This window comes from Alloacidobacterium sp. (assembly GCF_035631355.1).
Lineage (GTDB): Bacteria > Acidobacteriota > Terriglobia > Terriglobales > Acidobacteriaceae > Alloacidobacterium.
Window position 1 is genome coordinate 1 of the sequence record NZ_DASQIX010000118.1, and the last position, 14,226, is coordinate 14,226.

Genomic DNA, 14,226 nt, shown 5'->3' on the forward strand with positions numbered 1-14,226 from the left:
GCTCTCGGGAACGAGCGAAGACGACAAATCCTTTGAGGACGAAACGATTCAGGTGGAGGAACTGGTAGCCGGGCGATGTTGATCGCCGGCTAGCCGACTTCCAGCGCGGCGGACGCAGAGCCGTCCGCGCATGAACCTATCACGTCATCACCCAAAAAGGATTTTGACCATGAAGATTTTCATCCCTACGCCGTTGCGCGTGTATGTCGACAAGAAGGACGCAGTGCAGGTCAACGCCGAGACCGTAGGCGACGCGCTCCACGCGCTCACTTCGCAGCACCCCGATCTGAGAAGGCACCTTTACTCCGATGAAGGAAAGCTCCGCGCCTTCGTGAACGTCTACCTCAACGACGAAGATGTGCGCTACCTTCCGGAAAGGGAAGCAACATCGGTGACAGAAGGAGACTCGCTCTCCATCATCCCTTCCATCGCCGGCGGGTGCTAACCGCACGGGCAGATGCGCTTCGCGCCCGTAAGATGTTGCGGATAGACGAAAGTCTTCCGAGGATGGTGAAATTCATATTGCCTATAGACAAAGGTTTAGCCTCAACAACCGGGTAGAAGCACGGGCTTTAGCCCGGTGAATATCTGGAGTAGCGAAGGGGGCTTCAGCCCGGGGCCATTTTCGCATTTGCCCGGCATTAGAGAGAACTTGACTTGCCAATGCTGAAAATCATTCCATTGCTACTCGGCACAGTGCTTGCGGCACAGGCGCAGCAGGTCACTCTCGTCAATTCTTCGATGAAGCAGTTCTCTGGCTCCGATGGGGTTACTTTTCGCTACCCGGCAATATGGAATTTCAGTACTGAAAATGAGTTTTACTCACCGTCAAGTATCACAGCGCCATATCGGTCGCCCCAGGCTGTCGTGTTCTTCAAGGACGCTGGGGAATTCAATCCCTATCCAGAGACAACTTTGAACGGAGCGGAATTTGTCTACGCGCAAGACAAAGCAGCCACGGCTGAAATCTGCCCCGCCTTAACCCCACGCGGCGATGCCAATGCACACTCGCTGGAGCCAACCACAATCAATGGCATCAAATATAAACATGTGCAGTTGGAGAGCGCGGGGATGTGCCACCAGATACGCGAAGATGTGTATGCAACCTATCGAAATCAGACCTGCTACCTGTTCGACCTCGCGATTCATACAATCTGCAGCGGAGTAAAAGACAATACGCGAGACATAACACCTGACGAACTCTCGCAAGTTCACGCCAGCCTGGAAAAAATTCTTTCCAGCATCGAAATAAGTGATCTAAAGAAGAACTAGGAAAAAAACGAAATGCCAACACTCACTGAAGAAAAGGCGGCCCAGCCGCAGCTCACAAATGCTGAAATCGCCCGCTACTCGCGGCACCTGCTTCTGCCAGAAGTTGGACTCGAAGGCCAGCAGAAATTGAAAGCCGCCAAAGTACTCTGCGTGGGCACCGGCGGCCTCGGGGCGCCGCTCGCTTACTACCTGGCCGCGGCCGGAATCGGCACGCTCGGCCTGGTCGACTTCGATGTGGTTGACGAGAGCAACCTCCAGCGCCAGATCATCCACAGCACCAACGACGTGGGCCGCCCGAAAATCGACTCAGCCGCTGAAAAGCTGAAGGCGCTCAATCCGTACCTGAACATCGTGAAGCACGAGACGATGCTCACCAGCGCCAACGCGCTTGAGATCATCAAGGATTACGACATCGTCGCCGACGGGACCGACAACTTCCCCACGCGCTACCTCGTCAACGACGCCTGCGTGCTCAGCGGCAACAAGCCCAACGCCTACGCCTCCATCTTCCGCTTTGAAGGCCAGGCCAGCATCTTCGCCACCGAGGACGGCCCATGCTACCGCTGCCTCTATCCCGAGCCGCCGCCACCGGGACTCGTGCCCTCCTGCGCGGAAGGCGGAGTGCTCGGCATCCTTCCCGGACTGCTCGGCGTCATCCAGGCGACGGAAGTCATTAAGCTCATCCTCGGCAAAGGCGATCCGCTTATCGGACGTCTGCTGCTCGTCGATTCGCTCGGCATGAAGTTCCGCGAGCTCAAGCTGCGCAAGAACCCCGACTGCCCGGTCTGCGGCACGCACCCGACGGTGAAGAAGCTGATCGACTACCAGCAGTTCTGCGGTATATTCCCCGAGGACAAAACCGAGAAACCAGCCACCGTGCAAAACGGAATTCCGCAGATCACGCCTGTTGAGCTCAAGCGCCGTCTCGACGCCGGCGAAGACGTTTTCGTCCTCGACGTGCGCGAGCTGCACGAATACCAGATCGTCAACATCGGCGCGAAGCTCGTTCCGCTCGGCGACCTGCCCAGCCGTCTCGGCGAACTCGACCGCGACCGCGAGATCGTCGTCCATTGCAAGACCGGCAGACGCAGCCAGAATGCCGCAGAATTGCTGGCGAAGAACGGCTTCAAGAACGTGGCCAATCTCGCAGGCGGCATCACCGCCTGGGCCACGGACGTCGATCCCAAACTGCCGAAATATTGACCCGCTTAACCCAAACCAGCGGCGCGCTTTCGAGCGCGCCGTTTTGTTTGTCGAAGCCATACCCCGATGCGTATACTCCCGTCGTGCCAGACGGTGCACCAATTCCTGTGCTGAAAACACCGCCTGCGTGATCGGGAGCCGCGGTTCCTTATGGACCTCGTTTTGATACGCATTCTTTTTGTCCTTATTCTCGCCGCCGTCTGCTACTTTTTTCACATCCTCAATTTTCCCGGCTGGCTTTCCGCCGTCACCGGAACCGGAATCGCTGCCCTGGTCATCATCTTCGAGATGCGCGTACGCGCGCTCAGCCTGCGGCGCCTCATCGGAGCAGTCCTCGGCAGCATCCTCGGAATCTTCGGCGCGTTTCTCTTCAGTCTGGTGCTGGCCAACAGCCTGCCTGCGGGCAACACGCGCAGCTTGCTGCAAATCTTCGTGTTGCTGCTTATGTCCTATGTTGGCCTGGTCGTGGGAACAAGCAAGGGCGACATGCTGAATCTCTCTGCCCTCGGCGACCTCTTCAATGGAGAACGCCAAACCAGGCGCAACGTTAAGCTGCTCGATACCAGCGCCATCATCGACGGCCGCATCGCCGATATGGCCGACACCGGCTTCCTCGACGGCTCGCTCGTCATCCCGGAATTCGTGCTGCGCGAGTTGCAAATGGTCGCTGATTCTTCTGACGGCTCAAAGCGCCAGCGCGGACGGCGCGGCCTCGACGTCCTGCAGCGCATGCAATCCAATTCGCTGCTCAACGTGCAGATCGTCGAAGATGACTTCCCCCACATCCGCGAAGTTGACCTCAAGCTCATCGAGCTTGCCAAGGAACTCGACGCCAAAATCGTCACCAACGATTTCAATCTGAACAAAGTTGCCCACCTGCATCATGTCTCAGTGCTGAACATCAACGACCTCGCCAACTCGCTCAAGCCCGTCGTGCTCCCCGGCGAGAAGATGAACATCGCCATCCTGAAAGAAGGCAAGGAGTACAACCAGGGTGTCGGCTATCTCGACGATGGCACCATGGTCGTCGTCGACCACGCGCGCCGCATGATCGGGCGCTCGGTCGAAATCAGCGTGACCTCGGTCCTGCAGACCGCATCCGGCAAAATGATCTTCGGCAAGATGGAAGAGCCACTGCAGAAGACAGAATCCGTGCGCATCGCCACTGAAATCCGCGAGCTCTCCAATTAAAGAGTTGTCATCCTTGAGCGCAGCGAAGGATCTGTTTTGCGCGATTTGCGCATCAGCACCAGCCGAAGTGTTTCTCATAAATAGTATTTGGTAGAAGCACCGGGCTTTGGCCCGGTGAAATCGGCGGGCAAAATTAAAGGGGCTTTAGCCCTGGTCAATCATGAGCGGAGTGACTTTATCCTCATGAAACACGGCAGAGCGCCACCCAAACCAGAAAATTACGGAAGTCTTACAAGCCGCACCTCTTCGGGCAAGTATCGTCAGAAATTGGAGAGCCTTGCAGAGAACCATGCCCGTACTTACCGAAGAAGCGCCAGTCGCCCACGTTGCCCCCGCCCCTATTCCGAGCGCAGAGCTGTTTCTGCAAAAGCCCTCCGGCAAGTTCAACTGGGTCTTTGGAATCTGGATCGCTGTCTTCCACATCGGAGCCATCGCGTCTTTCTTTTTCTTCCGCTGGTCAGCGCTCATCGTCCTCGCCGTGACCTGGGTGCTCGGCCAGAACATCGGCATTGCCGTGAGTTACCATCGTCAGCTCACGCATCGCGGCTTCACCACGCCAAAATGGCTTGAATATCTCATGGCCATCTGCGGAACGCTCTCGCTTCAGGGAGGCCCGCTTTACTGGGTGGCAGTGCATCGCCTGCATCATCAGTTGACCGACAAGCCAGGCGACCCGCACTCTCCCCGCGATGGCGGATGGTGGTCGCACATTGGCTGGATTCTCTACGGCTCCCTCCACAATGAAGATCCTGAGCTGCTCGGACGCTACGCTCCCGACCTCGCCAAAGACAAGTTTTACCGCTGGCTGAGTCATTATCACTGGGTTCCCGTCACCGTTCTCGGAATCGGTCTTTTCCTTGCAGGTGGATGGTCGTGGATTCTATGGGGAGTCTTTTTCCGTGTGGCAGTTGGCATGCACGTCACCTGGCTGGTCAACTCCGCGACGCACATGTGGGGCGGCAAGCGCTTTTCTACGCGCGACGATTCGCGCAACCTGTGGTGGGTCGCCCTGCTTACCGGAGGGGAAGGCTGGCACAACAACCACCACGCGCATCCCGTTTCCGCCAGCCATGGCATGGCCTGGTACGAGCTTGATTTCAACTACTGGTGCATTCGCCTGCTCGGCACTTTAGGGCTGGCGAAGCGCATTAAAGTACAAGGCCCTGAAGGCGGCGCAGCACGCATCCTACACGGCTGATGTGAAGTCGTCCTCAGCGAACCTCCGCGCTCCCTTTGCGCTCTCTGCGGTAAGCCCCACGCCATACAACCGCAGAGGCCCGCTGATCAAAGATTGATGCTCCACGAAACGCGCGAATTCGACGCCATCATTCTAGGTGCAGGCGCAGCCGGACTCATGTGCGCCATCGAAGCAGGCAAGCGAGGCCGTCGTGTCGCTGTTCTCGAACTCGCCGACCGTCCCGGCAAGAAGATCCTCATTTCCGGGGGAGGGCGCTGCAACTTCACCAATATCTACTGCCGTCCCGATAATTTCCTTTCCGCGAATCCACACTTCGCCAAGTCCGCGCTGGCCCGCTACACGCCGCGGCATTTCATTGATCTCGTCAAAAAACACGGCATTGCATATCACGAAAAGACTCTGGGCCAGCTCTTCTGCGACCACTCATCGCGCCAGGTTCTTGACATGCTCCTCACCGAATGCGCCGACGCGGGAGTCGAGATTTTCACAAGCACCCGCACCGAGCAGATCGAGCACTCGAGCAATTTCACCTTCCACACCAGCAAAGGCATTTTTCAAACTGAAGCGCTGGTCATAGCCACCGGCGGCCTTTCCATCCCGAAAATGGGCGCAACCGCATTCGGCTATGAAATCGCGCGCCAGTTCGGAATCAACATCATTCCGACGCGCCCCGCGCTGGTTCCGCTTACCCTGTCAGACGATGACTGCGCCAATCTCTGTGACCTCGCCGGAGTATCGACCGATGTCACCGCATCCATTGGCCGTCAGTTCTTCCGCGAAAAGATGCTTGTCACCCATCACGGCCTCAGCGGCCCGGCAATCCTACAAATTTCGTCCTACTGGGAGCCATCAAAAACCATCGACCTCGATCTCGGCCCGCAAAAACAGCTCTTAGCTGCAATGCTGACCAGCCCTTCAGGACGCGATGCCAGAAGAGCCGCGTCCCTTCTGCGCGAAGTCCTGCCGCAGCGCCTCGCCGACCGCCTCATCGCGCTCGCAAAACCAGCCTCATGGACAAACCACGCCATCCAGCAGCTCGAATCAAAATTCCACCGCTGGCCCATCATCCCATCAGGCACAGAAGGCTACGACAAGGCTGAAGTCACCGCCGGCGGCGTGGACACCGACGAGCTTTCCTCCAGCACTATGGAATGCAATCGCGTTCCCGGCCTCTTCTTCATCGGCGAAGTCGTCGACGTGACCGGCCACCTCGGCGGCTTCAACTTCCAGTGGGCTTGGGCATCGGGCGCGGCAGCCGGACGCGCTTTATAGTTAGGGCTCTTGCCTTTATCCTGAAAACCGCAAGAGAAAGTCCCATGAAGCTGCTCGCCTGGATCACCGAACTATTCATCGAAACCTTCGGCATCACGCGGCCAAAACCCGAGCAAGTGCGCACAACCAATCTGGTCATCGGCGGATTCCTCCTCGCCTTCGCCACAATTGTGCTTGGCATCGTCGGCTTTCTCGTTTTCCAGATAACTGCCGGCTCCAGCCACTGACCCTGTCCTAAAACGTTACAGTTGCCTGCTTCTATTCGGCAGATAGGCCCGGCTCGTATAAACTATGTCGTCAGTCATAAGTCGAAAACAGCATCTGTCCCTGAGGCTTTGTGCCAATTTTCCTGCAGGATGTTCGCTTCGCTCTCCGGCAGTTATGGAAACATCCGGGCTTTTCCGTTACCGCCATCCTCTCGCTGGCGCTGGGAATCGCCGCGACCGTCTCTGTTTTCAGCGTCCTCTACAGTGTCCTCATCAATCCATCCCCCTATGCGCACTCAAGCCGTATCGTACAGTTTTACAGCCGGGACAAAGCAGGCTTTGAGGACGATGTCTATGTTGCCCGGGACTATCTTGCCGACCTGCGCAACGCGCACGCTTTTGAAGACCTCGTCCAGATGGACGAAGAGTATCTGGCAGATACAACTGTCGATATTCCCCAGGATGTCGATGTTGTCTATCTTTCAGGCAATGCGTTTTCATTCTTCGGAGTTCCCGCCTACCTTGGACGTACGTTCCTTCCCTCCGATGCGCCGCCAGGCCAGGCGCCAAAGCCCGTTGTGGTGCTGACCTATCAGTACTGGCAACGCCGCTTCAACGGAAATCGCTCGATCATCGGCCAGCCGATGCGGCTCAATGATAGAAGCTACACGATCCTCGGCGTCATGCCTCGGCGCTTTACGTGGTGGGACGCCGATGTGTACGTGCCCTTGGATACCTCTGCCGCCACAGATACGTCGATCTATATCACCGTCATGCGGCTCAGGCCTGGTGTCACGCAGGCCCAGGCCTTGGAAGAGGTGCGGCCAATTCTCCAGCAAATGATTCACGAGTACCCGAATCTTTGGATTGAAGGCCTCGAGATCCACATCCAGGGCATTAATGATCGGTTTCGACGCTCGCTCGGCAGCACGCTCTATCTGCTCTTTGCCGGGGTGCTCCTTCTTTTGGTTATTGGCTGTGTGAATGTATCCATTTTGCTGCTTGCGCGCGGAACCGGCCGCCGGCATGAATTCGCGGTACGCGCAGCCGTAGGAGCAGGCCGGGCACGCATCGTCCGCCAGCTTCTCACTGAATCGCTGATCCTTGGCATCGCCGGCGCCGTCCTCGGCGTCATTGCAACCTACCGCGGCACTCCCTTCGTCGTTAGTCTTCTGCCCTTCCAGCTCTTTCCACGCGGCCTTGAAATACCCGTACACGTACCAGTGCTGGCATTCAGCGTCGCGCTCGCGATTATCACCAGCGTTCTCTTCGGTCTTTTTCCCGCGCTTCAGCTTGCCAATCCGGAGATCCGCGAGATCATGCAGACGACTACGCAAAAGGCGGCGGGCAGCGTCACCAGCAAACGGTTGCATGCCGTTCTAATTGCCGGGCAAATCTCTATGGCCATGGTGCTGCTTACCGCCTCTGCATCAACTATCCAGGCCTTTCGCGCGCTGATGCGGACCAATCTCGGATTCGATGCCCATAACGTCGCCGATTTCTCCATTCCCGTCCACAAGAACAGCTACCCCACGTGGGAGGCGCGCGTAAATTACTTCACGGAATTGCGCGACCAGATTGCCAGAACACACGGAGTGACTGGCGCATCACTGGCGATGAAAGCTCCCCCGGTCAGCACCTGGGACTTTCCCATGGAAATTCTCGGCAGGAACGCCTTCGGCGCGCAACTTACCAACGTCAATTTCGTCGATCCTGAATTCTTCAGCCTCCTGCATATTCCTCTACTGCGAGGACGGCTATGGGATGAGGCAGAAGCGCAACGTGGCGCGCGGCTCGCCATTGTGAATCAGGAGTTCATGCGGAGATATTTTCCGGACGGCGATGTGCTTGGCCATTCCGTGCGCATACCCCGCCTTCAGGGTCATCCGCCGGGTATTCTTGCTGTCGAAGGCAGCGATAGCTGGCTGCCCATCATCGGCGTTGTCGGCGATGCACGAAACGGAGGCGTCGACAAACCGGTGAAGCCTGAGATTTACGTCCCTTACTCGCTCTACGTGATCAGATGGATACAGATCCTGGTGAAAACTCCAGGGAATCCGCTTGCACTTGAGTCAACCATTCGCCGCCAGGTCGCCGGCATCAATCCTCAGCAGCAGGTCGCCTATCCGGTCGCGTCCATTGACGAGCGCATTCAGCAGGAACCGGCATGGGAACGGGAACATCTGATCGTTGTGCTCTCCAGCGTCTTCTCCGCGCTTGCGCTCGCGCTGGCCGCCGTCGGGCTCTACAGCGTCGTCTCCTACTCCACCGCCCAGCGCATTCAGGAGTTCGGCATTCGCATGGCACTCGGCGCTCGACGCGGCCATATCCTGCAGAATGTTCTCGCCACTGTAGGGGTGAGCGTCGGCGCAGGCTTGGCGATCGGACTGGTCCTGAGCTTTGGCCTCAACGGCCTCTTTTCACGCTGGATCGGAACCGGCGCAAGCGACCCGCTGCTGATTCTCGCCGTCTGCCTTCTTCTGCTCGCAGTTGCCCTGCTGGCCTGCATCGTGCCGGCCTTCCGCGCCTCGCTGGTGCAGCCGATGAAGGCCCTGCGGATTGAGTAGCAGCACGAACTGGCATCTCCATTCTTAGCGGTGAGTCATTAATTCACGAAATAAATAGTCTCGTAAGGGCATGGCTTCAGCCATGCCGTAAGTGACTCAGAATACATCGGGGCTTCAGCCCCTGAGTTAATTGGATCTTCGCTTAAACGAGTTTTTCCGGAGTCTCTTTCGCTGTTGAGAGATAATTTTTCTCCCCGTCCGGACCTTTTCAGCAACCTCCTCATTCCCGGTCAATCCCTTATGTCCATCTACGAACATCTTCGTCCATGAATGGACAAGCAAAAGCATGCGCCACCCTGCCCAGTCCTTGAGAAATCAAGCAGTTAAGCAAGTCCGGATTCGGTGAATGAATTGCTCCTACAAATGCCGGATCCTACGTCTCAATCAGGGAGATCCCTGTGCACACGTTTCTGCAGGACATCCGCTACGCCTTCCGCCAGTTACGCGCTCACCCCGGCTTCGCCCTGACCGCAATCATGTCCCTTGCTCTTGGCATCGGCGCAACCGTCTCCGTCTTCAGCATCATCTATGGAGCGCTTATTAATCCATGGCCCTATGCGGGCGCGGACCGCATCTGCCTCCCTTTGCTGGCAGATCGCGCGGGTGGTGAGAATCTCGTTCTGCCGACGTGGCCGCAGATACACGTCCTGCGCCAGTCGCCTGTCGTAGAGGGCGTGCTTGGCGTGGATGAACGGGACATGATGGCCACAGGGCAGGATGTCCCGGAAGATGTATACGCCGTCGACACGCCAAACGATACGTTCGCATTTCTGGGCGTTCCTCCCATGCTGGGGCGCGTGTTTACCCCGGCGGATGCGCCTGATGGAAAGGCGCCGCCGGTCGCCGTGCTGGGCAACAGCTTCTGGCAGCGGTATTACAACGGCGATCCAGGGGTGGTGGGCAGGACCATACAGCTCAACCACCGGAGCTACACCATTCTCGGCGTAATGCCGCCGCGGTTTACCTGGATTGACGGAGACGTCTATCTGCCGCTCGACCCGGCGCGGGACCAGAATGCAAACTACTTTACGGTGGCAAAGCTGAAACCGGGCATAACCTATGCGGCGGCTGAGGCCGCGCTGGCGCCGCTTTTTCAATCCTTCGCTAAAGAAAATCCCATCCAGTTCCCAAAAGACTTCAAATTACGACTGCGGGGCCTCGGCTATGGGTCTTATATGAGACTCGGGTCAACGCTCAATCTGCTGTTCGGAGGGGTGGCCCTGCTGATGCTGGTCGGGTGCGGGAATGTCTCGATTCTTCTGCTGGCCAGAGGAATTGCCCGGCAGCATGAGTTTGCCGTGCGGTCCGCCATAGGGGCCAGCCGATTCAGGCTGGTGCGCCAGTTATTGACAGAGTCGCTGCTGCTGGCCCTTACCGGCGCGGGGCTGGGCGTATTGTTGGCGTATCAAAGCGTCGGCCTCATCGTGGCGCGGCTGCCGGAATACTCCTTTCCGCATGAAGCGGATTTCCATCTGAACCTGCCGGTATTGTTCTTCAGCGTTGGCATTGCGGTACTGACCGGCATTCTCTTCGGATTATTTCCGGCGCTGCAAATGGCGCGCCCGAATATCAGTACAGTCATGCAGTCAGCAACCCGCAAAGCGGCGGGAACAGCGCGCGGCAAATACCTGCATACGACGCTGATAGCCGGCCAGATTGCCCTTACGTTGCTGCTTTTGACCGCGGCCGGAGCAGCCATAGAGGGTTTCCTGGGGACGATGCGCGTTCCTTTAGGCTTTGACCCGCACCATGTGGTTTCGGTGGGTATTCCCCTGCATGAAAACACCTTCACCACCCGGGGGGAGCGGACACGCTATTACGAGCTGCTGCGCGAGAGGATTACAGAAATGCCGGGCGTTCTCGCTGCGGGAATTTCAACGAATGCCACGCCGCCCAACAATGGATCCAGGGAGCCAATCGAAATTCTGGGCAGAACGCCCGATGACCAGCAGGAGGCAAAGGCCAATTTTGTGGATTCGCAGTATTTTCAGACCCTGCGCATTTCGTTGCGCCAGGGACGGCTCTGGAGTCCCGCCGAAACCATGCGCGGCGCGGTATTGGCTGTGGTCAATCAGGCGTTCATCAGACGTTATTTCCCGAATGGCGATGCGCTGGGCCATTCGGTGCGTCTGCCCCGGTTGCAGAACAAGCCTCCATCTTCGTTGCTGGCGCCAGGCGGCGATGGATGGCTGCAGATCATCGGCATCGTGGGAGACGCCATGAATGACGGGCTGGACAGGCCTGTCCAGCCGGCAGTCTTCGCTCCTTATACGCTCCAGATGCCGATGTATACACATATCCTCGCACGCACGCAGGGCGATCCGCTCGCTATGCTGCGCGACATCCAACAGCAGATTGCCGCAGTGAACCCGGACCAGCAGATATCCGGCGAGACCAGCGGCGCGGTCAAAGACCTGGATGGTTGGCTGAGGCGTCAGCCCGAATGGGCCAGAGGAAGACTGGTTTCGATGCTGATTACGGCTTTTTCCATTCTGGCGATGGCGCTGGGCGCGGTGGGCTTATACAGCGTCACATCTTACACAGTCGCGCAACGGACAAGCGAATACGGCATACGCATGGCGTTGGGCGCGCCTCGCCGGCATGTGCTGAAAATCGTATTTGCCTCGGCGGGCGTGAGCGTTGGGCTGGGAATTGGAGCAGGTCTCGTTCTGAGCTTCGGCCTCACCCGCGTCATGACGCGCTGGATCGATCACGGCTCTGTGGATCCGTTGCTGGTCCTGAGCGTTTCGTTTCTCCTCATCGTCGTTGCGGTCATGGCTTGCCTTGCGCCCGCGCGCAGGGCGTCATCTGTTGATCCAATAACAGCGTTACGGTGTGAATGAAATTTAGGGCAGTCCGTTCAAGGAGGCTCATTATGACAACGTTTCTGCAGGACATTCGCTACGCCTTCCGCCAGTTACGCGCTCATCCCGGCTTCACCCTTACCGCAATCCTGTCGCTCGCCCTCGGCATCGGCGCGACTGTCTCCGTCTTCAGCATCATCTATTCCGTGCTGATGCACCCCTGGCGATACGACCATCCGGAGCGCATCGCCAACATCGCCCTGCTGGACAAATCCGGCAATGGGCAGGGGTATGGACTCAACGGCCCGCAGACGCGCGAGCTCGCCAAAGCCCACTCACTTGAATATGTCGTGGCATTCAATGGCTGGAATCTCACCATCACCGGCAGCGATGTTCCGGAAGACGTCCAGGCCATGTATTTCACTGGCAATCTGTTTCAGATACTCGGAGTGCAGCCTTTGGCGGGACGATTTTTCCTTCCCTCCGATGACCCCGACGGACAGGACCCACAACCCGTCATTGTCCTGGGTTATCGCTTCTGGAATCGCCACTATAATGGCGACCGCTCCATCGTCGGCAAGACCATACAGCTTGTCCATAAGACCTACACCGTCATCGGCATCATGCCGCCTCATGCCGATTTCATGGGTCCGGATGTCTATCTTCCGTTGAAGCTCTCTTCCTCGGTCACGGAAGGGTACGGCACCCTGATCAAACTGAAAGCCGGCGTCACGCAAGCTGCGGCCGAGGCCGAATTGCAGACCTACTTCCAGCAGTTCGCAAAACAGACGCCGGACCACTTTCCCAAGCAGTACAAGCTACAAATACAGAACCTGAATTATTGGATCTCGCACCGGATTGGCAAAACCCTCTATGTATTGTTCGGCGCCGTCGGCCTGCTGCTGGCCATCGGCTGCGGTAATGTCTCCATTCTGCTGCTGGCGCGCGGCACAGCCCGCCAGCATGAGTTTGCTGTGCGCTCGGCTGTCGGAGCCAGCAGTTCCCGCATCGTTCGCCAGCTTCTTACTGAATCCCTCATCCTCGCGCTCACCGGTGCTGGTCTCGGCGTCGTCCTCGCGTATCAGAGTCTCAACCTCATCATTACGCGTCTTCCGCAGGATGCCTTTCCCAACGAAGCCGACTTTCATGTGCATCTGCCCGTATTGTTGTTCAGCGTCGGCCTTGCCCTCATTACTGGAATCCTCTTCGGCCTGTTCCCGGCGCTACAGTCTTCGCGTCCGGAAATCAGCCAGGTCATGCAGTCGAGCACTAGGAAACTCGCAGGAAGCGTGCGCGGCAGGCATTTTCATTCCGCTCTCATTGCCGGACAGATTGCGCTCACGCTGCTCCTGCTCACCACCGCTGGAGCGGCCATCAGCGGCTTCGTGCGCATGATGCGCGTGAACCTCGGCTACAACCCGCATAACACCATGTCCGTCGGCATTCCCGTCCACGAAAACACCTTCACCACCTGGGCCGAACGGGTCAATTACTTCACCCAGCTTCGCGATAAGATCGCAACCCTGCCGGACGTCATCTCAACCGGCATCTCCACCAACGCCACTCCGCCCGACAGCGGTTGGAACCAGGCCTTTGAATTGCAAGGCAAAACCGCGTCGGAAGACCAGAAGGCCAGCATCAATTTTGTCGATTCGCGCTATTTCAGCACTTTGCAGATTCCTCTCAAGAGAGGACGACTATGGGACGAGCCGGAACTCGAACACGGCGCGCTGATGGCCGTAGTGAATGAATCTTTTGCCAGGCATTACTTTCCCAATGGCGACGTCCTCGGCCGATCCGTAAAAATCCCGGCAATCAAAAACGAGCCTCCCAACAGGCTCACCGCGCCTGGCGCCGATGGATGGCTGCAAATCATCGGTGTGACCGCCGACACGCTCGATGACGGTCTCGATAAGCCAGTCAAACCCGCCATATACCTGCCCTATACGGTCAACATGTGGATGTGGACACAGATTCTCGTCCGCAGCCGCGTCGATCCCCGCACCATCCTGCACAGCGTCAAGCAGCAGATCCTTACCGTCAATCCCGACCAGCAGGCCACTCTCTGGGACGACGGCGTGCTCGAATCATGGATCAAGAACCAGCAGGTATTCGCCCGTGGACGGCTGATTTCTGTCCTCTTCGGCGCTTTCTCCGTCCTCGCCCTCATCCTTGCCGCAGTCGGCCTTTACAGCGTCGTCTCGTACTCTGTCGTCCAGCGCACCAACGAGTTCGGCATCCGCATGGCCCTCGGCGCGCAGCGCTGGCATGTGCTCAAAATTGTCTTCGCTTCAGCCGGAGTCAGCGTCGGACTAGGTGTGCTCGCGGGCCTGGCCCTGAGCTTTGGCCTCACTCGCGTCATGGCGCGTTGGATCGAGAACGCCTCCGCCAGCCCGCTGATACTGCTGGGTGTTTCGCTTCTGCTCCTGGCAGTTGCCGCCCTGGCCTGCCTGCTCCCCGCCAGACGCGCCTCAGCCGTCGATCCCATGACCGCGTTGCGTTGCGAGTAGCTG

10 protein-coding genes are annotated in these 14,226 nt (G+C 58.0%); all 10 read left to right on the plus strand.

Features of this window, described 5'->3' with window-relative positions; genetic code table 11:
• Window positions 1–169 precede the first annotated feature (169 nt).
• The gene (locus VEV40_RS20120; RefSeq protein WP_324834866.1) at window positions 170–445 is read left to right on the plus strand and encodes a ubiquitin-like small modifier protein 1; all 276 of its coding nucleotides are present in this window, start codon (window positions 170–172) and stop codon (window positions 443–445) included.
• Window positions 446–663: 218 nt separating this feature from the next.
• Entirely contained in the window at window positions 664–1,272 is a 609-nt protein-coding gene (locus VEV40_RS20125) for a hypothetical protein (RefSeq protein WP_324834867.1), read from the plus strand.
• A gap of 12 nt (window positions 1,273–1,284) precedes the next feature.
• Window positions 1,285–2,475 carry a molybdopterin-synthase adenylyltransferase MoeB gene (gene moeB / locus VEV40_RS20130; RefSeq protein WP_324834868.1) on the plus strand — a complete coding sequence of 397 codons (1,191 nt, stop codon included), beginning with the start codon at window positions 1,285–1,287 and terminating at the stop codon, window positions 2,473–2,475.
• A gap of 150 nt (window positions 2,476–2,625) precedes the next feature.
• Window positions 2,626–3,666, plus strand: a complete 1,041-nt coding sequence (locus VEV40_RS20135) for a PIN/TRAM domain-containing protein (RefSeq protein WP_324834869.1) — start codon at window positions 2,626–2,628, stop codon at window positions 3,664–3,666.
• A 289-nt stretch (window positions 3,667–3,955) separates the two neighbouring features.
• Window positions 3,956–4,864: an acyl-CoA desaturase gene (locus VEV40_RS20140; RefSeq protein ID WP_324834870.1), complete on the plus strand. Its 909-nt coding sequence runs from the start codon at window positions 3,956–3,958 to the stop codon at window positions 4,862–4,864.
• 96 nt (window positions 4,865–4,960) lie between these two features.
• Window positions 4,961–6,136 (plus strand): NAD(P)/FAD-dependent oxidoreductase, encoded by a 1,176-nt coding sequence (locus tag VEV40_RS20145; RefSeq protein WP_324834871.1) that lies wholly within the window; start codon window positions 4,961–4,963, stop codon window positions 6,134–6,136.
• Window positions 6,137–6,180: 44 nt separating this feature from the next.
• Window positions 6,181–6,363 (plus strand): hypothetical protein, encoded by a 183-nt coding sequence (locus VEV40_RS20150; RefSeq protein ID WP_324834872.1) that lies wholly within the window; start codon window positions 6,181–6,183, stop codon window positions 6,361–6,363.
• A 110-nt stretch (window positions 6,364–6,473) separates the two neighbouring features.
• Window positions 6,474–8,909, plus strand: a complete 2,436-nt coding sequence (locus tag VEV40_RS20155; protein ID WP_324834873.1) for an ABC transporter permease — start codon at window positions 6,474–6,476, stop codon at window positions 8,907–8,909.
• A gap of 398 nt (window positions 8,910–9,307) precedes the next feature.
• Window positions 9,308–11,752 (plus strand): ABC transporter permease, encoded by a 2,445-nt coding sequence (locus VEV40_RS20160; RefSeq protein WP_324834874.1) that lies wholly within the window; start codon window positions 9,308–9,310, stop codon window positions 11,750–11,752.
• Between the two features lie 32 nt (window positions 11,753–11,784).
• Window positions 11,785–14,223, plus strand: a complete 2,439-nt coding sequence (locus tag VEV40_RS20165) for an ABC transporter permease (protein WP_324834875.1) — start codon at window positions 11,785–11,787, stop codon at window positions 14,221–14,223.
• The last annotated feature ends 3 nt before the right edge of the window (window positions 14,224–14,226 follow it).

Coding starts and splice junctions, on each gene's coding strand:
- VEV40_RS20120 (WP_324834866.1), top strand. CDS start 170: ATGAAGATTTTCATCCCTACGCCGTTGCGCGTGTATGTCGACAAGAAG.
- VEV40_RS20125 (WP_324834867.1), top strand. CDS start 664: ATGCTGAAAATCATTCCATTGCTACTCGGCACAGTGCTTGCGGCACAG.
- moeB (WP_324834868.1), top strand. CDS start 1,285: ATGCCAACACTCACTGAAGAAAAGGCGGCCCAGCCGCAGCTCACAAAT.
- VEV40_RS20135 (WP_324834869.1), top strand. CDS start 2,626: ATGGACCTCGTTTTGATACGCATTCTTTTTGTCCTTATTCTCGCCGCC.
- VEV40_RS20140 (WP_324834870.1), top strand. CDS start 3,956: ATGCCCGTACTTACCGAAGAAGCGCCAGTCGCCCACGTTGCCCCCGCC.
- VEV40_RS20145 (WP_324834871.1), top strand. CDS start 4,961: ATGCTCCACGAAACGCGCGAATTCGACGCCATCATTCTAGGTGCAGGC.
- VEV40_RS20150 (WP_324834872.1), top strand. CDS start 6,181: ATGAAGCTGCTCGCCTGGATCACCGAACTATTCATCGAAACCTTCGGC.
- VEV40_RS20165 (WP_324834875.1), top strand. CDS start 11,785: ATGACAACGTTTCTGCAGGACATTCGCTACGCCTTCCGCCAGTTACGC.